This window comes from Pseudomonas sp. 11/12A, assembly GCF_000800055.1.
In the GTDB taxonomy this organism is placed as follows: domain Bacteria; phylum Pseudomonadota; class Gammaproteobacteria; order Pseudomonadales; family Pseudomonadaceae; genus Aquipseudomonas; species Aquipseudomonas mohnii.
In genome coordinates, this window is the sequence record NZ_JUGV01000001.1 from 4,136,096 (window position 1) to 4,159,064 (window position 22,969).

Genomic DNA, 22,969 nt, shown 5'->3' on the forward strand with positions numbered 1-22,969 from the left:
AGCCTGCTAACGATGGGGGCGACTCGGTCTTAAGTACGGTACTCGGCGTTGATCTTCACGTACTCATGCGACAGGTCGGTGGTCCAGATGGTTTCGCTGCAATCGCCACGTCCCAGTTCGATACGGATGGTGATCTCTTCCTGCTGCATCAACGCCGCGCCCTGGGCTTCGGTGTACGTCGCGGCGCGCGCGCCACGGCTGGCGATGCACACGTCGCCGAGGAACACGTCGATCTTGCTCACGTCCAGATTCGGTACACCTGCGCGGCCAACGGCGGCGAGGATACGACCCCAGTTCGGATCGGAAGCAAACAATGCAGTCTTGATCAGCGGCGAGTGGGCCACGGTGTAACCAACGTCCAGGCACTCCTGGTGATTAGCGCCGCCGTTGACTTCAACGGTGACGAACTTGGTCGCGCCTTCACCGTCGCGCACGATCGCCTGGGCCACTTCCATGCACACTTCGAACACGGCTTGTTTCAACTTGGCGAACAACTCGCCTTCAGCGCGTGTGATTTCCGGCAGCGCGGCCTGACCAGTGGCGATCAGCATGCAGCAGTCGTTGGTCGAAGTGTCGCCATCGATGGTGATACGGTTGAACGACTTGTTGGCGCCGTCCAGCAACAGGTTTTGCAACACATCGCGGGAGACTTTGGCGTCGGTGGCGATGTAGCCCAGCATGGTCGCCATGTTCGGGCGGATCATGCCCGCGCCTTTGCTGATGCCGGTGACGGTGATGGTCACGCCGTCATGCTGGAACTGACGGCTGGCACCCTTGGGCAGGGTATCGGTGGTCATGATGCCGGTGGCAGCGGCTTCCCAGTTATTGACCGACAGGTCGTCGAGGGCGGCTTGCAGCGCGCCTTCGATTTTCTCGACCGGCAGTGGCTCGCCGATCACACCGGTGGAGTACGGCAGCACCAGGCTGGCATCCACACCCGCCAGCTCGGCCAGTTTGGCGCACGTGCGCTCGGCGGCGGCAAGGCCGGGTTCGCCGGTACCGGCGTTGGCATTGCCGGTGTTGGTCAACAGGTAGCGTACCGGGCCTTGCACGCGCTGCTTGGCCAGGATCACCGGCGCCGCGCAAAAGGCGTTGAGGGTGAACACGCCGGCGACGGTCGAACCTTCGGCACAGCGCATGACCACAACATCCTTGCGCCCCGGACGCTTGATACCGGCCGAGGCAATACCGAGTTCAAAACCGGCAACCGGGTGCAACGTTGGCAAAGGACCAAGACCAACAGCCATGAATGCGCTCCTTATAGATGATGTGTGCACCGCTTCAGGAAGAGCGGTGGTTTAAATGGCAAAACGCCGCGACGGCAGGAGCCGGTCGCGGCGCGGGTATTTCAGCGTTTGAAACGGGGTTACTGAATCTGCCCGTGGCAATGCTTGAATTTCTTGCCCGAACCGCAGTAGCACAGCTCGTTACGGCCCAGCTTCTGCTCACTGCGTACCGGTGCGGTGGCCAGGGCCACATCGACCTCTTCACCCAACGCTTCCGGCTGCTCCAGACCTGGTGCTTCTTCATGCAGGAACTGCATGCGCGCCGCCAGTGCTTCGGCCTCCTGACGCAAACGGGCTTCTTCTTCGGCCGGATCTTCGCGACGAACCTGAACGTGGGACAGCACACGGATCGAATCGCGCTTGATCGAATCGAGCAGTTCGGAGAACAGCGTGAACGACTCGCGCTTGTACTCCTGTTTCGGGTTCTTCTGGGCATAGCCACGCAGGTGGATGCCGTGACGCAGGTGATCCATGGTCGACAGGTGGTCTTTCCACAGGTCGTCCAGCACGCGCAGAACGATTTGCTTCTCGAAAGTACGCAGCGCCTCGGCGCCCGCCTGGTCTTCTTTCTCGTTATACGCCGCCACGAGTTCCTGCATCAGCTTCTCGCGCAGGGTTTCTTCGTACAGGTGATCGTCTTCGTCGAGCCATTGCTGGATCGGCAGCGCCACGCCGAAGTCGCTCTGCAAGGCGGCTTCCAGACCGGCCACGTCCCACTGCTCCGGCAGCGATTGCGGTGGAATGTGTGCGCTGACGGTGGCGTTGAGCACGTCCTGGCGGAAGTCGGCGATGGTTTCACCGATGTTGTCGGCGGCCAGCAACGTGTTACGCATGTGATAGATCACTTTACGCTGTTCGTTGTTGACGTCGTCGAACTCGAGCAGTTGCTTGCGAATATCGAAGTTGCGACCTTCAACCTTACGCTGCGCCTTTTCGATGGCGTTGGTCACCATGCGGTGCTCGATCGCTTCGCCAGGCTGCATGCCCAGGGCTTTCATGAAGTTTTTCACCCGGTCAGAGGCGAAGATGCGCATCAGGCTGTCTTCCAGAGACAGGTAGAAACGGCTGGAACCGGCATCACCCTGACGACCGGCACGACCACGCAACTGGTTGTCGATACGGCGCGATTCGTGGCGCTCGGACGCGATCACCTGCAAACCGCCCGACTCGAGCACTTGCTGGTGACGCTTCTGCCAGTCGGCCTTGATCTGGGCAATCTGCTCAGGGGTCGGGTCTTCCAGCGAAGCCACTTCCACTTCCCAGTTGCCGCCCAACAGGATGTCGGTACCACGACCGGCCATGTTGGTGGCGATGGTCAATGCGCCTGGGCGACCGGCCTGGGCGATGATCTCGGCTTCTTTTTCGTGGAACTTGGCGTTCAGAACCTTGTGTTCGATGCCTTCCTTCACGAGCAGGCTAGACATGTGCTCGGACGTTTCGATGGTCGCGGTACCCACCAGCACCGGACGACCGGCAGCCATGCTTTCCTTGATATCGGCGACGATTGCCGCGTATTTCTCGTCGGCGGTCAGGAACACCAGGTCGTTGTAATCCTTACGGGCCAACGGCTTGTTCGGTGGAATGACCATGACCTGGAGGCCATAGATCTGGTGGAATTCGAACGCTTCGGTGTCGGCCGTACCGGTCATGCCGGACAGTTTGCTGTACAGACGGAAGTAGTTCTGGAACGTGGTCGATGCCAGGGTCTGGCTTTCGGCCTGAATGTTGAGGTTTTCCTTGGCTTCGATGGCCTGGTGCAGGCCCTCGGACAAACGACGGCCCGGCATGGTACGACCGGTGTGTTCGTCGACCAGGACAACCTGGCCATCCTGCACGATGTATTCGATGTTGCGATGGAACAGTTTGTGCGCACGCAGACCGGCATACACGTGAGTCAACAGGCTCAGGTTGTGCGCCGAGTACAGGCTCTCGCCTTCAGCCAGAAGGCCGATGCGGGTGAGGGTTTCTTCGACGTACTGGTGACCGGCTTCGTTGAGCTCTACCTGGCGGGTCTTCTCGTCAACGGTGTAGTGACCGGCCTTGGTGACTTCGCCTTCGACTTCCTCGACATGCAACTCCAGCTGCGGGATCAACTTGTTGATTTCGATGTACAGCCTGGAGCTGTCCTCGGCCTGACCGGAAATGATCAGCGGCGTACGGGCTTCGTCGATGAGGATGGAGTCGACTTCGTCGATCACGGCAAAGTTGAGTTCGCGCTGGAATTTTTCTTCCATGCTGAACGCCATGTTGTCGCGCAGGTAATCGAAACCGAATTCGTTGTTGGTGCCGTAGGTAATGTCGGCGGCGTAGGCGGCGCGCTTCTCTTCCGGCGGCTGGAACGGCGTGACCACGCCGACCGTCAGGCCGAGGAATTCATAAAGCGGGCGCATCCAGTTGGCGTCGCGGCGAGCCAGGTAGTCGTTCACCGTCACAACGTGCACGCCCTTGCCGGACAATGCGTTGAGGTAAACGCCCAGTGTCGCCACCAGGGTCTTGCCTTCACCGGTACGCATCTCGGCGATCTTGCCTTCATGCAAGGTCATGCCGCCGATCAGCTGGACATCGAAGTGGCGCATACCCATGACGCGCTTACCGGCTTCGCGGGCGACCGCAAAGGCTTCTGGCAGCAGCTTGTCGAGGGTTTCCCCTTTGGCGATGCGGGCCTTGAACTCATCTGTCTTGGCACGCAATTGATCGTCCGAAAGGGCCACCATTTGCTCTTCGAAGGCATTGACGAGTTGCACCGTCTTGAGCATGCGTTTGACTTCACGCTCGTTCTTGCTTCCAAAAAGTTTCTTTAACAAAGGCGCAAACATATCGGCAGGATCTTCCACACTAAAGGGATGGAGGGCGGCCCCGTGAGTCGCCCGTGCAGCCCTCATGGCCGCATGCGAACGAGCATTCTACCCGGAAACGATGGTGAGGAAAGTGGCGTTATTCCACGATGCTGGCACAGCGCTGTGACGGGGCTCACTTAAAATAGGGGCAAATGGCTGAACTTCAAGCCATAGGCGACAGAAGTTACTTGTTGATTTAATGGGCAAACCCCGCATAAAAGCAATGGGGCAGGTGCATCCGGTGCTTTCTGCTACCATGGCGGCTCTGTTACTTCAGGTGTCTGATCATGGCATTTCGCCCTCTTACGGCCAGAGCACCCGCCGTCCTGCTTCGCGAAGCCAAACCGCTCAAGGCCATTCTCGGCCACGCTCAACGCCTTGGACATCTGCAGCGGCTGCTGGAAAGCCAACTGCAACCGGCCGCCCGCGAGCATTGTCATGTAGCGTCGTGGCGCGAAGGCAGTTTGTTGCTGATTGTCACCGACGGTCATTGGGCCACTCGACTGCGTTATCAACAAAAGCGCCTGCAGCGGCAATTGCAGATGTTCGACGAGTTCACCAACCTCACGCGAATCCTGTTCAAGGTGCAGCCGCCTACCGTTCAGCAAGGTGCCGCCGGGCATACCATGGATTTGTCCAACGATGCCGCCGCCACCATTCAGGCGACAGCCGACGGCATCAGCGACCCGAACCTGCGGGCCGCGCTGGAACGATTGGCGGCGCACGCCAGGCCCAAGGGTTGATAAAAAACCAATGTGGGAGCGAGCCCGCTCCCACCGTTTTTACGCGCTGACTCAAATCAGCGGCGTTTGCTGCCGCCTAATAATGATCCCATCAACCCGCGCACCAGTTGCCGTCCCAACTGGTTCGCCGCCTGGCGCATCGCCGACTTCAGCGCCTGCCCTGCCGCCGTGCCGAGGAATTCGCCGGCCTGTTCGGTGAAGCTTGGCTCCTGCGGAGCCGGCTTGCCGGGTACAGCTTCAGGCGCCAGGCCTTTGCGCCCCATCAACACTTCATAAGCCGATTCGCGATCGATGGGTTTGTCATATCGCCCCTGCAATGGCGAGCTGGCAATCAATGCCGCACGCTCGGCTTCACTCAGCGGCCCGATCCGCGATTGCGGTGGTGCCACCAGCACCCGCTGGACCATTTCCGGCGTGCCCTTGTCCTGCAAGGTGCCGACCAGCGCCTCGCCGATCCCGAGCTCGGTCAGCACCGACAGGGCATCGAACGCCGGGTTCGGCCGGAAGCCCTCGGCCACCGCCCGCAAGGATTTCTGCTCCTTGGCGGTGAATGCGCGCAAGCCGTGCTGGATGCGCAAACCCAACTGCGCCAGTACGTCATCCGGCAGGTCACCCGGCGATTGGGTGACGAAATACACGCCGACACCTTTCGAGCGAATCAGCCGCACCACTTGTTCCAGACGATCCTGCAATGCCTTGGGCGTACCGGCGAACAACAGGTGTGCCTCGTCGAAGAACAGCGCCAGCAGCGGTTTATCCGCATCGCCGCGCTCCGGCAACTGCTCGAACAATTCAGCCAACAGCCACAACAGGAATGTCGCATAAACCTTCGGCGCTTCATGAACCAGACGACTGGCATCGAGCAAATGAATACGTCCGCGCCCATCGGCACCCGGTTGCAGAATATCTTCGAGTTGCAGCGCCGGTTCGCCGAACAGCGCTTCGGCGCCCTGCTGTTCCAGGATCGCCAGGCGCCGCAACAGCGCCTGACTGGACCCGGTGGTCATCAACGCCGCGTCGTCGCCGAGCAACGCCGGATTGTCCTTGAGGTGATTGAGCAGCGCCTTCAAGTCTTTCAGGTCCAGCAGCAACAGGCCTTCGCGGTCCGCGACCTTGAAGGCGGCGTACAGCGCCGACTGCTGGCTATCCGTCAATTCGAGCAAACTTCCCAACAACAGCGGCCCCATTTCGCTCAAGGTCGTGCGCAATGGATGACCGGACTGACCGTGAACATCCCACAGCGTTACCGGATAAGCCTGAGGCTTGTGGTTCAGCCAGGGCATGCCGGCGATCCGCTCGGCGATTTTGCCCTGGGGATTGCCGGCGGCGCCCAGACCGCACAGGTCGCCTTTGATATCGGCGGCGAATACCGCTACACCGGCGTCACTGAAGGCTTCGGCCATGCGTTGCAAGGTAACGGTCTTGCCTGTCCCGGTGGCACCCGCGATCAAACCGTGGCGATTGGCCAGGCGCATGGCCTGGGTGATCGGCTGCCCCGCGGGATCGGCGCCGATAACGATTTGCAATGACTCAGACATTTGGTCACCCATGGTTAATCTTTGGTCCTACACGGCCGATAGAAATAACTACAAAGCACACAGACACAATCTGTTAGGACATTTCTCTAAGGAGCGGCGGAAATATCACTTGCTTTGAACCTTGCACATTTTGCGTCTCTTTATAAAAGCACGCGCTGTACATTAAGACCTTAGCGGACCTCTAAGTCATGAACAAAAATCTGCGTTTCAGCCATAAAATCCTGCTTGCCGCCGCGCTCGTCGTCATTACTGCCTTCGCCTCATTCACGCTGTACAACGACTACTTACAGCGCAACGCCATTCGAAGGGATCTGGGCAATAATCTGCAGGAGATGGGCAGAGTCACTGCCAACAACATCCAGACCTGGCTGGCCGGTCGCAGCTTGTTGATCGAAAACCTGTCGCAAACCGCCGCACTGAACCCTGATACCGCCAACGTTTCCAATCTGCTTGTGCAAAAAGCCGTGACGTCGACGTTCATGGGCGCCTATCTGGGCAACAAGGATGGTTCTTTCATGATCCGTCCGGACAGCAAGATGCCCGATGGCTATGACCCGCGCGCTCGCCCCTGGTACAAGAGTGCGCAAAGCGCGAACGGCCCTGCATTGACTGAACCGTATATTGATCTGGCCTCTGGCCAACTGGTGATTTCCATCGTCGACAGTGTGATCAGGGACGGACAAAACATCGGTGTCGTCGGCGGCGACTTGAGTTTGCAAGTGATCGCCGACACGCTTAACGCGCTGGACTTCGGCGGCATGGGCTACGCCTTTCTGGTCAGCTCGGACGGCAAGATCCTGGTCCACCCCGACAAATCGATGGTGATGAAATCGCTCAAGGATGTTTACCCGCAGGACACGCCTGCCATCAGCAGCGACCTGAGCGAAATCCAGGTCGATGGCAAAACCCGCATCATGACCTTCACCCCGATCAAAGGGTTATCGTCGGTGAACTGGTACATCGGTTTATCCGTGGACAAGGACAAAGCCTTTTCCACGCTCAGCGAGTTCCGCGCCTCGGCAGTCGTTGCCACCGTCATTGCCGTGGTGATCATCATCGCCCTGTTGGGCATGCTGATCCGCATCCTGATCCAGCCGTTGCACGTCATGACTCGCGCCATGGCCGATATTGCCGACGGCGAAGGTGACCTGACCAAACGCCTGACCATTGTGAGCCACGATGAGTTCGGCATCCTTGGCACCGCTTTCAACCGTTTTGTGGAGCGCATTCACGGTTCGATCCGCGAAGTGTGTTCGGCCAGCGGGCAGGTCAACGAAGTCGCGTTGCGGGTCGTCGCGGCCTCGAACTCCTCGATGTACAACTCCGACCAGCAGGCTTCACGCACCAACAGTGTGGCGGCAGCCATCAATCAGCTCGGCGCCGCCGCCCAGGAGATCGCCCGCAACGCCGCGCAAGCATCGACCCAGGCGAGCGATGCCCGCAGCCTGGCCGAAGACGGCCAGCACGTGGTCGATCGCAGCATTGCCGCGATGAATCAGCTATCGAGCATGCTCAGCGCCTCCAGCAGTAACATCGAGTCGCTCAACAGCAAAACCGTGAACATCGGGCAGATTCTCGAAGTGATCACCAGCATCTCCCAGCAAACCAACCTGCTGGCCCTCAACGCCGCCATCGAAGCCGCACGAGCGGGTGAAGCCGGACGCGGGTTTGCCGTGGTCGCCGACGAAGTTCGCAACCTGGCGCACCGTACCCAGGAGTCGGCGCAACAGGTACAGACCATGATCGAGGAGCTGCAAGTCGGCGCGCGCGAATCCGTCAGTACCATGAGCGACAGCCAGCGCCACAGCCAGGACAGCGTGGAAATCGCCAACCTGGCGGGCGAACGCCTGAGCAGCGTGACCCAGCGCATCGGCGAAATCGACGGCATGAACCAGTCGGTGGCCACGGCGACCGAAGAGCAAACGGCCGTGGTCGAGTCGATCAACGTCGACATCACCGAAATCAACACCCTCAATCAAGAAGGTGTGGAAAACCTGCAAGCGACCTTGCGTGCCTGTGCCGATCTGGAACAGCAGGCGGCGCGACTGCAGCACCTGGTTGGCAGTTTCCGAATCTAGCGTCTGATCCCCCCCTGTGGCGAGGGAGCAACCTCCCTCGCCACAACATCGCCGTAACCTCTGCCCTCGCCCACAAATCCGCAACCGAACAACTATTCTTCATTAAGGTCAACCAAGGGAGAGCAACGGACCGGAGGGATGTTGATCGTGCACATCGCTGACATAACCATGTTCTACGCCCCCGCCAGCGGTGGCGTGCGCACTTATCTGGATGCCAAACACCGTCGCCTGTGCAACCGGCCGGGTATCCGCCACAGTTTGTTGATCCCTGGCGCCTCTTTTAGCGAGCGTGATGGCATTTACACCGTTCCAGCGCCCGCCCTGCCCTTCGGCAAGGGTTATCGTTTCCCTCTCCGTCTCGCGCCCTGGCGCAATGTCCTGCACGATTTGCAACCGGACCTGATCGAGGTTGGCGACCCTTACCTCACCGCCTGGGCCGCCCTGGATGCCCGACGGCAACTGGACGTGCCGGTCATTGGTTTTTACCACTCGGACCTGCCGCTGCTGATCAGCAACCGGATGGGCAATTGGGTCACCCCCAACATCGAGGCTTATGTCAGGAAGCTCTACGGCAATTTCGACCGAGTGCTGGCGCCCAGTCGGGTCATGGCTGACAAACTGACAGGCCTGGGGGTGAAGAACGTTTTCGTGCAGCCTTTGGGCGTCGACTTGCAGACCTTCCACCCCGACGCCCGTGATCCGGGGGTGCGAGCCGAACTGGGCATTGATGAAAACACCCATCTGCTGATCTTTGCCGGGCGCGGTTCCAAAGAAAAAAACCTGCCTGTGCTGCTTGAGTGCATGAAGCGCCTGGGCCGGCGCTTTCACTTGCTGCTGGTGGGCTCTTCGATGCCGGCTGCGGTGCCGGATAATGTCACTGTCGTCGACGAATTCTGCCCCCCCGCGCAAGTCGCCCGCCTGATGGCCAGTGCCGATGCGCTGCTGCATGCCGGTGATCAGGAGACCTTTGGCCTGGTGATCCTCGAAGCCATGGCCAGCGGAATTCCGGTGGTGGCCGCGGCGGCCGGGGCCTTTGAGGAAATTGTCACCCGTCAATGCGGCTTGCTCTGTACGCCCAACGATCCGCAAGCGATGGCCAATGCGGTGCACGAACTGTTCAATCAGGGCTGCGCCGCCCTTGGCCAACAAGCGCGGCGCCATGTCGAACGACATTACTCTTGGGACACCGTGGTCAATAGCCTGCTCGGTCACTATCACGCCGTGCTCGGCAGCCAATGGCCGCAGGTGGCCAATGGCTGAGCCCATCGCACCGCCCAGCCTGTTGTTGGTGCTGCACGACGTCGCACCACACACCTGGGCCGATTATCAGCCCTTTGTCGAAGCCGTCGATGCATTGGGCAACGTGCCGATGACCTGGCTGGTGGTGCCGAACTTCCACAAACACTATGAGCTGGAGGCACATCAGGGATTCCGTCGCCTGCTCAGCGGAAGACTCGCTCGCGGTGATGAGCTGGCGTTGCACGGTTATTTCCATTGCGACGACGGACCTGTGATGAGCAATCCCCGAGACTGGTTCATGCGCCGCGTCTACACCCACGAAGGCGAGTTCTACAGCCTGACCCGGGAAGCGGCCCTCACCCGTCTGCACGCCGGCATCGAAATGTTTCAGCGTTACCGTTGGCCACTGCATGGCTTCGTCGCTCCCGCGTGGCTGATGAGCGAAGGGACGCGCCAGGCACTGGGTCAATTGCCGCTGAGTTACACCAGCGACCCGCAACACCTCTATCGACTGCCGGATTTTGCCGTCATCGATGCCCCGGGACTGGTCTGGAGTGCGCGCAGTGCCTGGCGCCGGGGAATATCGAAGCTGGTCAGTGATCAACGCGAACAACGCTGGCGACAAGCACCGGTTATTCGACTCGGCCTGCACCCGGTGGACATGCGCCATGAGTTCTCGCGAAGCTACTGGCTGCAAACCCTCAAGCGCCTGATCGCCGAGGGTCGAGTACCGATGACCAAGGCAGCCTGGCTGGCACGACACTGCGAGCGCATGGGTCGTGCCGCATGAGTCGCGGCTTTCTGCTGTTCCTCGGCCTGCTCGCGGCGGTGCTGATCCCTTGGCTATTGGGCGGAAGCGAGACCTGGTCGCGATTGCAGAGTTTTCCGTTGAGCGAATTGTTGATCATGTTCGGCATGATCCTGTTGTGCTGGCTGATCAATACGCTGCGTTTGCGCCTGTTGCTGGGAGATCAACGCGATAAGGTGAGCCCGGTCAAAAGCCTCGGGGTGGTGATGGCCGCCGAATTTGCCTACTGCGCCACGCCGGGCGGCAGCGGCGGGCCACTGACGATCATGGCGCTGCTGGCTCGCAACGGCGTGCGGCCAGCGAGAGGCAGCGCGGTGTTCGCCATGGACCAGCTCAGTGACTTGCTATTCTTTCTCTGCGCGCTGAGCGGGATTCTGATTTATGCCTTGTTCCAGCACTTGAGCCAGCGCATGGAATGGTTGCTGACCGTCAGCGCGATCTCGATGTTCGGCGGATTGATCAGTTGCATCGTCGTGGCTCGCTATCATCGCGGGCTGATTCGCCTGACCGGCCGATTGCTGGCTCGTCTCAATGTCAAAGCCAGCACCCGGGTTCGCTGGGCCCGCAAGCTCCTGCATTTCCTTGCAGCCTTTACCGACACCCTGAAGCTGCCCTTTCAGACATTGATCACGGTGTTTGCCCTGACCTGCCTGCATTGGGTCTTGCGTTACAGCGTGTTGTACCTGGCACTGCGCGGGCTCGGCGCGGACTTGCAGTGGGCCTGGAGTTTTCTGATCCAGATGCTGTCATTGAGTGCAGGGCAATTCAGTCTGTTGCCGGGGGGCGCGGGGGCGGCGGAATTGACGTCGGCGGCGCTGTTGGCGCCCATGGTGGGGAAATCCACGGCAGCAGCGGCGATCCTGATCTGGCGGGCGGTGACTTACTACTTCTATCTGGTGGTGGGTGGCCCGGTATTTCTATTGATGCTTGGCCGACCCTTGCTCAAGAAGCTGATGAACTTCAAGCAGGCTTAGGCGGTTTTTCGGGCGGCTCCTGCAATTGCTCCCACAATTGGGCCGCGCCGGGAAACTCCGTGCCGTCCTCCGGGCTCATGTCATCCGGGTCATAACGACTCAAACAGCCTTCCCCCAGCGTGGCGGGTGCCCTGGAAGTGGCTTTATCCAGTGGATCGGCCATAGACATATCCTCAGTGTAGAAACGGCGAAGGGCCTGAAGCGATTGAACGCCCAGGCCCTCCGAATTTCAACCGTGTCGTGTGGCGACGGTCAGAACACCACGGTTTTATTGCCGTGCACCAGCACCCGGTCTTCCAGGTGATAACGCAGACCGCGGGCCAGCACCATTTTCTCGACGTCACGACCGAAACGCACCATGTCTTCGATGCTGTCGCTGTGGCTGACGCGCACCACGTCCTGCTCGATGATCGGCCCGGCGTCCAGCTCTTCGGTCACATAGTGGCAGGTCGCACCGATCAGTTTCACACCACGCAGGGAAGCCTGGTGGTAAGGCTTGGCACCGACGAACGATGGCAGGAAGCTGTGGTGAATGTTGATGACCTTGTGCGCATATTCGCGGCACAGTTCCGGCGGCAGGATCTGCATGTAGCGGGCCAGTACGACCACTTCGGCATCGTGCTGTTTGACCAGGCGCGAGACTTCGGCGAACGCCGGCTCCTTGTCCTGTGGATTGACCGGCACGTGGTAGTAAGGAATGCCGTGCCATTCGACCATGCTGCGCAGGTCGTCGTGGTTGGAAATCACACAGGCGATTTCACAGTCCAGTTCGTCGCTGTGCCAGCGATGCAGCAAATCGGCCAGGCAATGGGACTCGCGGCTGGCCATCAGGACCACGCGCTTCTTCTGCTCGGTATCGGTGATGCGCCAGTCCATCGAGAATTCTTCGGCAATCGGCGCAAAGGCTTCGCGCAAGGCTTCGATACCGAAAGGCAGCGAGTCGGCACGAATTTCGTGACGCATGAAGAACCAGCCACTGAGATTGTCCGAGTGATGACTCGCTTCAGTGATCCAGCCATTATGGGACGCCAGAAAATTACTGACTTTGGCAACGATGCCGACGCGGTCCGGGCAAGAAATCACCAGCCGAAAAGTGCGCATGAGGGGAAACTCCAGAACTTCGCAAAGGCGGGCATTCTAACGATTGCGCAGCAAAACTGCAGTATTGATGACGCAGCACCTTGCCCGAGCGTCAGCGACAGGACCGTTGCCGCCGTCGGCAGCCGGCGGTAACAGCAACGTAGTTAAACATCTACAAGCATACAATTGTGAATATCCGCGCCGGTGTATCGCACTATTTAACCGCACCTCCATTGTGCGGCGAATTTCATCGCTACTAAATTAAATAAAACTCCCTTTAATGTTTACTTGATGAAACACCCTGACTATTATTGCGGCACTGTTCCCTGCCATCCTATGACCTGCATAAGGTAGTCATCATGTCCCTGATCAACGAATATCGTGCCACCGAAGAAGCTATCAAAGAGCTGCAAGCCCGTTTGAAGAACCTGTCCCAAGACGACAAACTGCAAACCGAGCTGGAATTCGAAGGCAAACTGCGCACCCTGATGGGCGAATACTCCAAGTCCCTGCGCGACATCATCGCGTTGCTGGATCCAGAATCCAAAACCAAAGCGCCACGCGGCGGTGCAGTAAAAACTACCGGCACCAAGCGTGCTCGCAAAGTTAAACAATACAAAAACCCGCACAACGGCGAAGTCATCGAAACCAAAGGTGGCAACCACAAGACTCTGAAAGAGTGGAAAGCCAAGTGGGGCGGTGACGTGGTCGAAGGCTGGGCTACCCTGCTGGGCTAAGCCGCGGTGCTTGTCGCGAAATGAACTGCGAAAAAAGAACGCCAGCATACGCTGGCGTTTTTTTATGCCCGGAGTTCAGGCTTCGGGGATTTTCGTTTTCAAAGACTCAAACGTTTACGCAACCCCTGGACATATTCTTGCCATTCATTCAGCACCGATTTTTGAAACGGTGTCGCAGTAACATTCAGTTGGGCTGCGGTCTGTACGAAACTTTCCAGGGTATTGGGCGCGCCCCACTCAGGCACTGACAAACGTTTCTGACAGAATAATCGCCAGCGTTCTTGCTCGTCGAAATTCAACGTATCGGGAAAGTTACGTGCGCGATATCGAAACAATAATTCCGGCAAACGCTCATCATCGAACGGCCATTGCGCTTGCGCTAATTGTGCCGGATCGGCCATTCGCACTTGTTCGCACAGGCGTCGATCGCGATCACCGATAAAACCGTCGTATAACTGTTGTTCCGGGTCCTGACTCGCGGAGAAATCCTCGCGGGCGTATATCGCCGAAACTTTATCCTGCCAAACTTTTTGCGCATCGTTTAGCCGCAGTGCACGCTGCTGATAAAGCGCCATATCCAGCCCCAGCCGCTGCTGATCTTCCGGGCGAAGTACCGACATCGGCGCCACCACCGGGCATTTATTGATGTGAATGAGCTTGAGTGGAACCGGCAACTCACCTTCGGCCAGATCTTCGCGACGGGTATACAACCGCTGTCGCAATGTCTCGGCGTCCAGGTCGAGCAGACCCTGAGGATCCAGCTGCAGATCGCAGACGATCAAGGCGTTCTTGTTACGCGGGTGCCAGGCCAGCGGCAACACCACACCGACGTAATTGCGCGCCGCGGAAAAGCGCCCGGAGACATGCACCATCGGCTGCAGCAATCGAATCTGATCCAACACCTTTTGCTTACTGCGCAGATTAAACAGCCAGTCATACAGCTTCGGTTGCTTTTCCCGGATCAGCCGCGCCAGCGCGATGGTGGCGCGAACGTCCGACAGCGCTTCGTGGGCGTTGCCATGGTCGATGCCATTGGCGGCGGTCAAACGTTCGAGCTTGAGCGTCACCCGGCCTTCTTCATCCATCGGCCAGACGATGCCATCGGGGCGCAAGGCATAGGCCGCGCGCACCACATCGATCAGATCCCAGCGACTGTTACCCCCCTGCCACTCCCGCGCGTACGGGTCGAAAAAGTTGCGATAGAGGCTGTATCGAGTCATTTCGTCGTCGAAACGCAAGGTGTTGTAACCCGCACCGCAAGTACCGGGCGCCGCGAGTTGGGCATGCACCCGGGTCATGAAGTCAGCTTCACTCAGGCCGTGCTCGGCCAATTGACCCGGGGTTATGCCGGTGATCGCGCAGGCCGCCGGATGCGGCAGGATGTCGTCACTGGGCTGACAATAGAGATTGACCGGCTCGTCTATTTCATTGAGATCGAAGTCGGTACGCAGTCCCGCCATTTGCAGTGGGCGATCGCAACGGGGGTTGATGCCCGTCGTTTCATAGTCGTACCAGAAGATGGAGGTCACGGGCTATTCCTGAACTGAAGATCGGCGAAGTCTAGGCGTTCATATCCCGCCCCGGCCAGCAAACTTGTCATTGAATCATCTCTGTTTGTTTAACGTGCAGTACATGTTGTGTCGTATTCCCCGGCGAGGCTGCTAGCATCCGTAGGACAGTCCATCCCGATCAGGCCACATCATCAGGTAGCCCATGCTCGAGACTACAGCACTGCCAAGGAAAGCAACGCTGTCCCTGCCACTGGATACGCGGTATCAAGTCGAAACGCCGGAAGGCATCGATTTGCCATTGCGCCCGGCCGGGCTGATGGTCCGTGCGCTGGCGTTCACCATCGACCTGATGCTGCGCGGGTTGATCCTCGGCTCGCTGTTGATTGTTTTGGCGATGCTCGGAAAACTGGGCGCCGGACTGGGCTCACTGCTGATCTTCGCGGTGAGCTGGTGGTATATGGTGCTGTTCGAAGTCCTCAACCAGGGACGTTCACCGGGCAAACAGTGGATGGGCCTGCGCGTGGTGCAGGACGACGGCACCCCCATTGGCTGGTCGGCATCGTTGCTGCGTAACCTGTTGCGATTTGTCGACCTGTTGCCGTTCGGTTACTTCCTCGGTGCCATCAGTTGCTTGCAACATCCCGGATTCAAACGCCTCGGTGACATTGCCGCCGGCACCCTGGTCATCTACCGCGAACAACCACTGAGCCGGCCGCAGCTGCCGCCCGCCGAACCCCGCCGCCCTGCATTTCCCCTGACACTGACCGAGCAAAGGGCCATCATCGGCTTCGCCGAGCGCCAGAGTGAACTCTCTGCCGCCAGGGTCAACGAACTCGCGTCCATCCTCGCCCAACCACTGCAGATTCGGCCGCCACAGGCGGTGGCCGAGCTCAACGGCATCGCCCGTGGTTTGTTGGGGTCGGCATGAAGCAAAGTCTTTTCGAACATCGGCACATGGCCGAATGGGAGCAGTTTTCCCATACGCTGGACAGACTGGAGGGGGACAAGAACGCCGTCGGCGTCGAAAACTTCCCAAGCGATTATCGCCGACTCTGCCAGCACCTGGCATTGGCACGGGAGCGTGGCTACAGCAGTTTTCTCATCGACTCGTTGCAGCAACAAGCACTGCGCGGGCATCAACAGCTTTATCGCCACCGCAGCCGACTCGGCCCCCGTGTGTTGAGTTTCATCCTGGCGGACTTCCCTCGGCTGGTGCGCGAGCAATGGCGTTTCGTGCTGGCTGCCTGCCTGATGTTTTTTGGCAGTCTGATCGGCTTCGCGCTATTGGTGTACCTGTACCCGGAACTGATCTACAGCCTGATTCCAGCCGAACAGGTGAGTGAGATACAGAGCATGTACGATCCTGACGCCGGTCACCTGGGGCGCTTGGCGGAACGCGCGGCCAGTGATGACTGGGCGATGTTCGGTTACTACATCATGCACAACATCGGGATCGCCTTTCAGACCTTCGCCAGCGGTTTGCTGTTTGGCCTGGGCAGCGCATTCTTCCTGATTTTCAACGGCCTGATGATCGGTGCGGTAGCCGGGCATCTGACCCGGATTGGCTTTGGGCAAACCTTCTGGTCATTCGTGATCGGCCATGGTGCCTTCGAACTGACGGCCATCGCCCTGGCCGGAGCCGCCGGCCTGCAACTGGGCTGGGCATTGATTGCACCTGGGCGCCAGCCCCGTGGGGAGGCCTTGCTGGTAGCGGCGCGCAAGAGCGTGTTACTGATTTGCGGGGTCATGCTGTTTCTGCTGGTTGCGGCTTTTATCGAAGCCTACTGGTCGTCGATGACGGCGCCCTCGCCCCTGATCAAATACCTGGTCGGTGCGGCGCTATGGATGTTGATGGCGGTGTATTTGCTGTTTGCCGGACGGAGCCGCCATGCGCCTGAGTGACGCCAGCGTGGTGATCCGTCCGCGTCCGACCTGGGAAGCCATGGACCTCGGCGTGTTGTTGAGCCAACGCCACCGGCGCCTGCTGATGACCAGTTGGGCCATCGTCACCTTGCCGGTTTTCGTGCTGTTCAGCGCTGTCTTCTGGACATCGCCGTCTCTCGCGATATTCCTTTTCTGGTGGCTGAAACCGGCCTTCGAACGCCTGCCGCTGTTCATTCTGTCCAAAGCCATGTTCGGTGAAACGCCCACACTGAAACAGGCACTTTTCCAATGGCCGCGACTGCTCCAGCCCCAATTGCTGGCCAGCCTGACCTGGCGAAGACTGAGCCTGAGCCGCAGTTTTCTATTGCCAGTGGTGCAGCTCGAAGGCCTGGGCGCAGAGGCGCGACAGCAGCGCATACAGGTGTTGTTACAGCGCGACGCCGCCGCGGCGCGGTGGCTGACGGTAATAGGTGCGCATCTGGAAACAGCGCTGTGGATCGGCATGATGGTGCTGTTCTACCTGCTCTTGCCACAACAGGTTGCACTCGACTGGAACTGGCAGTCGCTGATTGCTGCCGGCACTCAGGATTGGCAATGGCTGGAACACCTGACCAATGCCTTCTATGTCCTGGTGCTGATCGTTTGGGAGCCCATCTACGTTGCCTGCGGTTTCAGCCTGTACCTGAACCGGCGCACCGTGCTGGAAGCCTGGGACATCGAACGGGTATTCCGCCAGCTCCGCAAGCGTTTGAACGGTGCATCGGCTGCGTTGCTCCTGACGATAATGCTGTCGATGCCGAACGCGCAGCACGCCTGGGCAGCCGAGTCGGCCATGACACCTGACAGCCCGCGTTTGCTGGAACAACCACTGACCAGCCAGGCGTCCCGCGACAGCATCAAGGCAATCCTCGAGCAGCCGCCCTTCAAGAACAGAGAAACCGTGACCCGTTATCGCTTTGGCGAGGCGCAAGCGACCCGCGAAAGCCAGAGCGACGACCGCACTCCCGAGTGGCTCAAAGCGCTGTTGAAGCTGTTTGACAGCCAGCGCTTCAGTGCATTGGCCACGCTGATCGAAGTCGTGTTGTGGGGGACGGTGATGGCGGCCATCGGCGGGTTGATCTGGCGTTATCGTGACGGGTTGCAGGCTTTCTTCAGCCGTCGCCCGAGGCCGCGCGAAAAAGCCGCGCGACCGTTACCGCAGCAGGCTTTCGGCCTGGACCTGAGTCCTGACACGCTCCCCCACGACATCGCCGCCAGCGCCGAAAACCTCTGGCAGACCCACCCCCGGGAAGCGCTGGGATTGCTCTATCGCGCGCTGCTCAGCCACTTGCTGCACGACTTCAACATCGCGCTGAAAGCTGCCGACACCGAAGGTCAAGTTCTGGAGCGTGTCGAACAATTACAACAACCGGCCCTGTCGGCTTACAGCAGAAACCTCACCGGACACTGGCAGAACATGGCCTACGGTCATCGACCGCCACCGGCACATGTGCGACAGCAATTGTGCGATGGCTGGCGCAGCTTGTTCGGCCCGGAGGCAGTCCATTGATCCGGCGTGCCTGGCTAATGGTTGGCTTAGTCATTGCCATGTTGCTGGGCGCACTGAGTATTTATCTGTACCTCAAGGCAATACCCTATCCGGCGGAAATCGACCACGGACCCTCGCCCGAAGCCCAGGCCAATCCCTACCTGGCCGCCGAACATTTCCTGCGCAAACAGGGCCTGAACGTCAGCCATGCCAACCGCTTCGATGTCCTGCCCAGCCTGGAGCCACGTCACCATAGCCTGCTGTTGCTCGGCGACCGCTACAACATGACACCCCGGCAAATTGACCAGCTGATGAGCTGGACCCGGGCCGGCGGGCGCCTGTTGTTCGTCGCTCAGTCGCTGTGGGATGAGAAAACCGGGCAAAGCAACGATCTGTTGCTGGACCGGGTCCAGTTGCACCAATCCTTGAGCAAAGACCTCAAGGACCCACCGCCCGTCATCAGCGATGACCCCTATCCCACACTCACCAAGCTCTATCTGGAAAACGAACACGCGCCGGCCTACGCCAGCTTCGACACCGCGTTCCATCTCGAAGACCCGAACAATCTCGCCCAGTCCTGGGCCAACAGCGCCAGGGCCACGCACATGATGCAGCTCAACCATGGGCTGGGCTCGATCGTTGTGGTGACCGACGCCGACCTGTGGAAAACCCCCGCTATCGAGCAATACGACAACGCCTGGCTGCTCTGGTACCTGACTGCGGACACGGACGTGACCCTGCTGTTCAACACCGATCACGACAGCCTGTGGACCTTGTTGTTGCGTTATTTCCCCCAGGCGCTGGTTGCCCTGATCGCCCTGATCGGCCTGGGTTTCTGGCACGTCGGCGTGCGCCACGGCCCGCTACTGAAGCCGGCGGCGAAGGCTCGTCGCCAATGGCAGGAGCACTTGCACGCCAGTGCCGATTTCATGCTGCGCCGCAGCGGTCAGGGCCGTCTTTTGGAAGCCTTGCAGCAGGACATCCTGCGTCGTATGCGACGGCGCCACCCGGGTTATGAACAACTCGGCGTCACCGAACAATGGCAGGTGCTCGCACGCCTGACCGGCCAACCCACACACGCTATTAGCCAGGCCATGAGCCCGCGACCGAAGCAACGGCTTTCCAGTGGCGAATTCAGCCGCCTGGTCGCTCAGCTGCAAACCCTGAGGAACGCCTTATGATCTGCCACCTGAAAAGCGCTGGACTCCCGTGCAAATAGAAACAGACACGTGGAAGCTCAGGTGCTTTAGGGTCTATTCAATGCTTTAACTGGCCAGAGCAGACAAAGTGATTGGGTTTCTGATTAGCGCAGAGGGCAGCAGAAGAAGTACCTGGAGCAGCGACTATGGATCATTGCAACGATCATGAAGTGTGGTGCTCCCCTCACCTCACTTACACATTGAAATAGTCATGCAACGGATCCTTTAGCCATTCCTGCAGTTCTGCTTCGGCCTGTTCCAGAGCGGTGCGATTGAGCAGTTTGCGCAATAGGGCAATGTTCACCGCGCGGGCCCGGAGGTTGAAGGCCGAACTGCGTTCGCCGGTTTGGGGCGGTTGATAGATACCAAGCTTTTCGTACAGCTGCTGCAAGCGGTTCTGCACGCTGCGCAACGACAGGCTGCGGCGGTTGGCGATGGTGCGGTCGGTCAGCCCCAAGGCGATGTCTTGCAGCACTTCGTATTCCGCATCGGTAAGGCCCAGCGACTGGTCCTGGGCCTTTTGCTGGACGCCGCGAATCTCGCGGTCGATCACGCATTGCTGCTCGATGAACAGGCTGCGCAGCGCCAGGCGCAGGCGTTCTTCGGACGCGGTCTTGAGGATGTAGCCGTAGGCCGCCCCTTGCGGAACGATGCGCGCAATGCCGCGTACATAGGCTTCATCGGCATAGTTGGACCAGAACAGAATCGAGGTCTCGGGACGCTCCTTCCAGATCGTCTTGGCCGCCTCGACGCCCGTTCGCCTGGGCATTTGCAGGTCCATCACCACACACGCCACTTGATGCTCGTGGGCCAGACGCTCGCCGATCTGGCCGTCGTCGGCCTCCAGCAGGCGCGAGCATTCGGGCATGGCGGCTTCTATGACTTCTTTGAGGAAGGCGCGGTGCACCGGATCGTCTTCTATTAACAGAACGTCCATCAAATCTCCGGATCGCTAGTCAGGTGGTATTCGTCCAGGGGCAACCTTATGCACACCCGTGTGCCCTTGCCCTGTTCGCCACGGTCGATTTGCACCTTGGCACCCAGCAACTGGGCGCGGATCTGCATGTTTTTGATGCCGCCGGTATCCAGGCGATTGCTGCAATCAAGGCCCAGGCCATCGTCGATGATCGTCAGGTTCAGATGGCGCCGCGAGCGGCTGATGTCGATGGCAATCGAGTCCGGCGAAGCGTGTTTGATCGCATTGTTGACCGCTTCCTGAATGATGCGGAACAAAGCGATTTTTTGCGGCTCGGCCAGGCGATTGGCTTGGCCGAAGGTGTTGTCGCGCAGGTGCGTGGCAATTTCCAGCCCGCTATTGCGCACGCTGCGCAGGAGCAAGTCCTCCAGGCCTTCTTCGAAACCGAACAGCTGCAGCACCGTGGGTTTGACCGCATCAATGATAGAGCGCAGCTCTTGCATGCTCTCCTGCAAGGCCTGGCTGATGGGACGCAATGTCTCGCCGCTCAGGCTATCTTGCAGTTGCAGGCGGGCGAGGCGTCGATGCAGGCGGGTCATGTCGGCCAGGGTCTGGTCGTGCAAGTCCATGCCGATGCGCTGGCGTTCGTTTTCCAGCTCTTCGGTCAGGCGCAAGGCCCCGAGGCGCAAGCCTTCTTCCCGGGCGCGGGTCTGGGCCTGGGCGATGGCCAGTTCCTTGGCCTGGTCGGTCTGGCGCAGGGCGTATAGATAAGAGGCGAGCAGGTCGGCGACGTGTTGGGCATGGTACACATCGTCCAGGGTGTAGTAATTGGCCGAGTGCATGGAGCAGCTCAAGGCGCCGATCACTTCGTTTCGCACCCGCAACGGCACATGCAATCGACTGCGCAGTTGGGCATCGAAAATCGGCCGGTTGAACGCACCGGGAAACTGAAAACGCGGGTCATTCATCGCGTCATCACTGAGGATGAATGGCGCTTCCCCCAGCAACAAAATGCGCAATGGGCTTTGCGACACTGGCAACGGCTGCTTGGCAAAACCGCTCCATGAGGTATGAACACCGGCCTCGTAGGCAGTATGCAGATGGTTTTCGGCATTGAGCAGCAACAGGCTCACGTCGAGGTGATCGTGGGGCAGGATGAAGCGGATCTGCTCGGAGACCGCATTGATCATCGACTGGAAGTCCAGCAAGCCAGCCAGGGCCCTGGAGATGCCGAGAAAGTGTTTGAGCACTTCTTCGGCCTGAATGTGTGGTCGTAGCACGATGGTTTCGGCTCTGATTTTGTCCGGCTCACCATACGCCGTGTGCGGTGTGTCCACCACGCCAAGCAGGCGGGCGAGTGAAGGTTTGCGGTGTCGCGCGGGTTTTGTGCGGGATCCCGCACCCATCATGCGTGTATCCGCCGAAAGTCTGCACCTATAGCCACAGACACCGCCTGCTCAGGGGGTGCAGACTGGCCCCGAATGCGTAGTAACACCGGTCAGTTGTTCTCCTGCTGCCGAAAGCCCACAACAATAACAAGGGTCACACTATGAAATTCCAACCATTGCGCTGTGCGCTGCTGTCCAGTGCACTGATTCTGCTGCCAAGCTTTGCCGCTCTGGCCGATACCTCCGATAAAACGATTGCCTTGTCCAACAACTATGCGGGTAACTCCTGGCGTCAGGGCATGCTTGCCAGTTGGCAACAAACCACGGAAAAAGCCGTCAAGGACGGGTTGATCGCCGGTGCCGATTCGTTCACCACGGGTGAGAACCAAGCCACGGAACAAGCGGCGCAAATCCAGAACCTGATCCTGCAGGGTTACAACGCCATCGTCATTGATGCTGCATCGCCCACCGCCCTCAACGGCGCGGTGAAGCAGGCGTGTGACGCAGGCATCATCGTCGTTTCCTTTGACGGCGTGGTCACCGAGCCTTGCGCCTACCGCATCTCCATGGACTTCAAGCAAAGCGGCATCGCCCAGATGGACTATCTGGCCGAGCGTTACCCCGACGGTGCCAACGTGCTGGAGGTGCGCGGCCTGGCCGGGGTCTCTGTGGATGAACTGATTCACTCCGGAATTGTGGCCGGCGCGCAGAAGCATCCCAAGCTCAAACTGGTCGGCTCGGTGAATGGCAACTGGTCCCAGACCGCCGCGCAAAAAGCGGTGGCCGGGGTGCTGCCCAGCTTGCCGAAAATCGACGCGGTGGTGGCCCAGGGTGATGATGGTTACGGCGTGGCCCAGGCGTTTACCGCGGCGGGGCGACCGATCCCGACCATCATGTTCGGCAACCGCGAAGAAGAGCTGTCGTGGTGGAAGAAACAGAAAGACGCCAATGGTTACCAGTCCTTCTCCATCTCCAGCGCACCGAGCATTTCCAGCCTGGCGTTCTACGTCGCCCAACAACTGCTGGATGGCAAAGAACTGCCCCACGACTTGCTCTCGCCAGCGCTCAGCGTGACCCAGGACACCCTGGAATCCTCCCTCAAGGGCGTTGAGAAGGGCGGGATTGTCAGTCAGGTCTACAGCATCGAAGACGTCGCGGGCCTGAAAACCTCATCCGCCCAATAACCAACGCACATCGCGTCGCGGTGTTTGGCTGAGCGGCGT

19 protein-coding genes and 1 pseudogene are annotated in these 22,969 nt (G+C 59.5%); 12 read left to right on the forward strand and 8 right to left on the reverse strand.

The window, feature by feature from the left end; genetic code table 11:
* Positions 1 to 29: 29 nt before the first annotated feature.
* Together argJ and secA are read right to left on the reverse strand one after the other, a co-directional pair.
* Positions 30 to 1,247: a bifunctional glutamate N-acetyltransferase/amino-acid acetyltransferase ArgJ gene (argJ, locus tag GQ39_RS19025; RefSeq protein WP_047532531.1), complete on the reverse strand. Its 1,218-nt coding sequence runs from the start codon at positions 1,245 to 1,247 to the stop codon at positions 30 to 32.
* 119 nt (positions 1,248 to 1,366) lie between these two features.
* Entirely contained in the window at positions 1,367 to 4,102 is a 2,736-nt protein-coding gene (gene secA, locus GQ39_RS19030; protein ID WP_047532533.1) for a preprotein translocase subunit SecA, read from the reverse strand.
* Between the two features lie 308 nt (positions 4,103 to 4,410).
* Here secA and GQ39_RS19035 point away from each other — a divergent pair, with 308 nt between their 5' ends.
* A complete protein-coding gene (locus GQ39_RS19035; protein WP_047532534.1) occupies positions 4,411 to 4,866 on the forward strand; it encodes a DUF721 domain-containing protein in 456 nt (151 codons plus the stop codon).
* 56 nt (positions 4,867 to 4,922) lie between these two features.
* On the opposite strand, the gene GQ39_RS19040 is transcribed toward GQ39_RS19035, so the two are convergent.
* Positions 4,923 to 6,404 carry a helicase HerA-like domain-containing protein gene (locus GQ39_RS19040; protein WP_047539018.1) on the reverse strand — a complete coding sequence of 494 codons (1,482 nt, stop codon included), beginning with the start codon at positions 6,402 to 6,404 and terminating at the stop codon, positions 4,923 to 4,925.
* A 188-nt stretch (positions 6,405 to 6,592) separates the two neighbouring features.
* On the opposite strand from GQ39_RS19040, the pseudogene GQ39_RS33810 reads away from it, so the two are divergent.
* The 5 genes and pseudogenes from GQ39_RS33810 to GQ39_RS19060 all read left to right on the forward strand — a co-directional run.
* Positions 6,593 to 7,624, forward strand: a pseudogene (locus GQ39_RS33810) (HAMP domain-containing protein); the annotation flags it as partial.
* 93 nt (positions 7,625 to 7,717) lie between these two features.
* Entirely contained in the window at positions 7,718 to 8,482 is a 765-nt protein-coding gene (locus GQ39_RS33815) for a methyl-accepting chemotaxis protein (protein ID WP_425272118.1), read from the forward strand.
* Positions 8,483 to 8,620: 138 nt separating this feature from the next.
* Positions 8,621 to 9,742: a glycosyltransferase family 4 protein gene (locus GQ39_RS19050; protein WP_047532536.1), complete on the forward strand. Its 1,122-nt coding sequence runs from the start codon at positions 8,621 to 8,623 to the stop codon at positions 9,740 to 9,742.
* Positions 9,735 to 10,511: a DUF2334 domain-containing protein gene (locus tag GQ39_RS19055; RefSeq protein WP_047532537.1), complete on the forward strand. Its 777-nt coding sequence runs from the start codon at positions 9,735 to 9,737 to the stop codon at positions 10,509 to 10,511. The genes GQ39_RS19050 and GQ39_RS19055 overlap by 8 nt, the downstream gene beginning before the upstream one ends.
* Entirely contained in the window at positions 10,508 to 11,503 is a 996-nt protein-coding gene (locus GQ39_RS19060; RefSeq protein WP_047532538.1) for a lysylphosphatidylglycerol synthase transmembrane domain-containing protein, read from the forward strand. Before GQ39_RS19055 ends, GQ39_RS19060 begins: the two co-directional genes overlap by 4 nt.
* Here GQ39_RS19060 and GQ39_RS33055 read toward each other — a convergent pair.
* A complete protein-coding gene (locus GQ39_RS33055) occupies positions 11,490 to 11,666 on the reverse strand; it encodes a hypothetical protein (RefSeq protein WP_167361790.1) in 177 nt (58 codons plus the stop codon). The genes GQ39_RS19060 and GQ39_RS33055 overlap by 14 nt on opposite strands.
* An 89-nt stretch (positions 11,667 to 11,755) precedes the next feature.
* Positions 11,756 to 12,604 (reverse strand): formyltetrahydrofolate deformylase, encoded by an 849-nt coding sequence (gene purU, locus GQ39_RS19065; RefSeq protein ID WP_020797876.1) that lies wholly within the window; start codon positions 12,602 to 12,604, stop codon positions 11,756 to 11,758.
* A 338-nt stretch (positions 12,605 to 12,942) separates the two neighbouring features.
* Between purU and mvaT the strand changes: the two genes are divergently transcribed.
* Positions 12,943 to 13,320 carry a histone-like nucleoid-structuring protein MvaT gene (mvaT, locus tag GQ39_RS19070; protein ID WP_007933316.1) on the forward strand — a complete coding sequence of 126 codons (378 nt, stop codon included), beginning with the start codon at positions 12,943 to 12,945 and terminating at the stop codon, positions 13,318 to 13,320.
* A 98-nt stretch (positions 13,321 to 13,418) separates the two neighbouring features.
* On the opposite strand, the gene sbcB is transcribed toward mvaT, so the two are convergent.
* Entirely contained in the window at positions 13,419 to 14,849 is a 1,431-nt protein-coding gene (sbcB, locus tag GQ39_RS19075) for an exodeoxyribonuclease I (RefSeq protein WP_047532545.1), read from the reverse strand.
* A 184-nt stretch (positions 14,850 to 15,033) separates the two neighbouring features.
* On the opposite strand from sbcB, the gene GQ39_RS19080 reads away from it, so the two are divergent.
* The 4 genes from GQ39_RS19080 to GQ39_RS19095 are packed head-to-tail and all read left to right on the forward strand — an operon-like array spanning position 15,034 to position 19,424.
* Positions 15,034 to 15,759 carry an RDD family protein gene (locus GQ39_RS19080; protein ID WP_047532547.1) on the forward strand — a complete coding sequence of 242 codons (726 nt, stop codon included), beginning with the start codon at positions 15,034 to 15,036 and terminating at the stop codon, positions 15,757 to 15,759.
* On the forward strand, positions 15,756 to 16,733 hold the full coding sequence (locus GQ39_RS19085; protein ID WP_047539021.1) for a stage II sporulation protein M: 978 nt from the start codon (positions 15,756 to 15,758) through the stop codon (positions 16,731 to 16,733). Before GQ39_RS19080 ends, GQ39_RS19085 begins: the two co-directional genes overlap by 4 nt.
* Entirely contained in the window at positions 16,720 to 18,264 is a 1,545-nt protein-coding gene (locus GQ39_RS19090) for a DUF4129 domain-containing protein (RefSeq protein WP_047532549.1), read from the forward strand. Before GQ39_RS19085 ends, GQ39_RS19090 begins: the two co-directional genes overlap by 14 nt.
* Complete coding sequence (locus GQ39_RS19095) at positions 18,261 to 19,424, forward strand: DUF4350 domain-containing protein (RefSeq protein WP_047532551.1); 1,164 nt, start codon at positions 18,261 to 18,263, stop codon at positions 19,422 to 19,424. Before GQ39_RS19090 ends, GQ39_RS19095 begins: the two co-directional genes overlap by 4 nt.
* A 211-nt stretch (positions 19,425 to 19,635) precedes the next feature.
* Here GQ39_RS19095 and GQ39_RS19100 read toward each other — a convergent pair whose 3' ends face one another.
* Both GQ39_RS19100 and GQ39_RS19105 read right to left on the reverse strand, forming a co-directional pair.
* Positions 19,636 to 20,379 carry a response regulator transcription factor gene (locus GQ39_RS19100; protein ID WP_047532553.1) on the reverse strand — a complete coding sequence of 248 codons (744 nt, stop codon included), beginning with the start codon at positions 20,377 to 20,379 and terminating at the stop codon, positions 19,636 to 19,638.
* Positions 20,379 to 21,767, reverse strand: coding sequence for a GAF domain-containing sensor histidine kinase (locus tag GQ39_RS19105; protein WP_236693115.1), 1,389 nt, complete (start codon positions 21,765 to 21,767; stop codon positions 20,379 to 20,381). Before GQ39_RS19105 ends, GQ39_RS19100 begins: the two co-directional genes overlap by 1 nt.
* 140 nt (positions 21,768 to 21,907) lie before the next feature.
* On the opposite strand from GQ39_RS19105, the gene GQ39_RS19110 reads away from it, so the two are divergent.
* Positions 21,908 to 22,930, forward strand: coding sequence for an ABC transporter substrate-binding protein (locus tag GQ39_RS19110; protein ID WP_047532554.1), 1,023 nt, complete (start codon positions 21,908 to 21,910; stop codon positions 22,928 to 22,930).
* Positions 22,931 to 22,969: the final 39 nt, after the last annotated feature.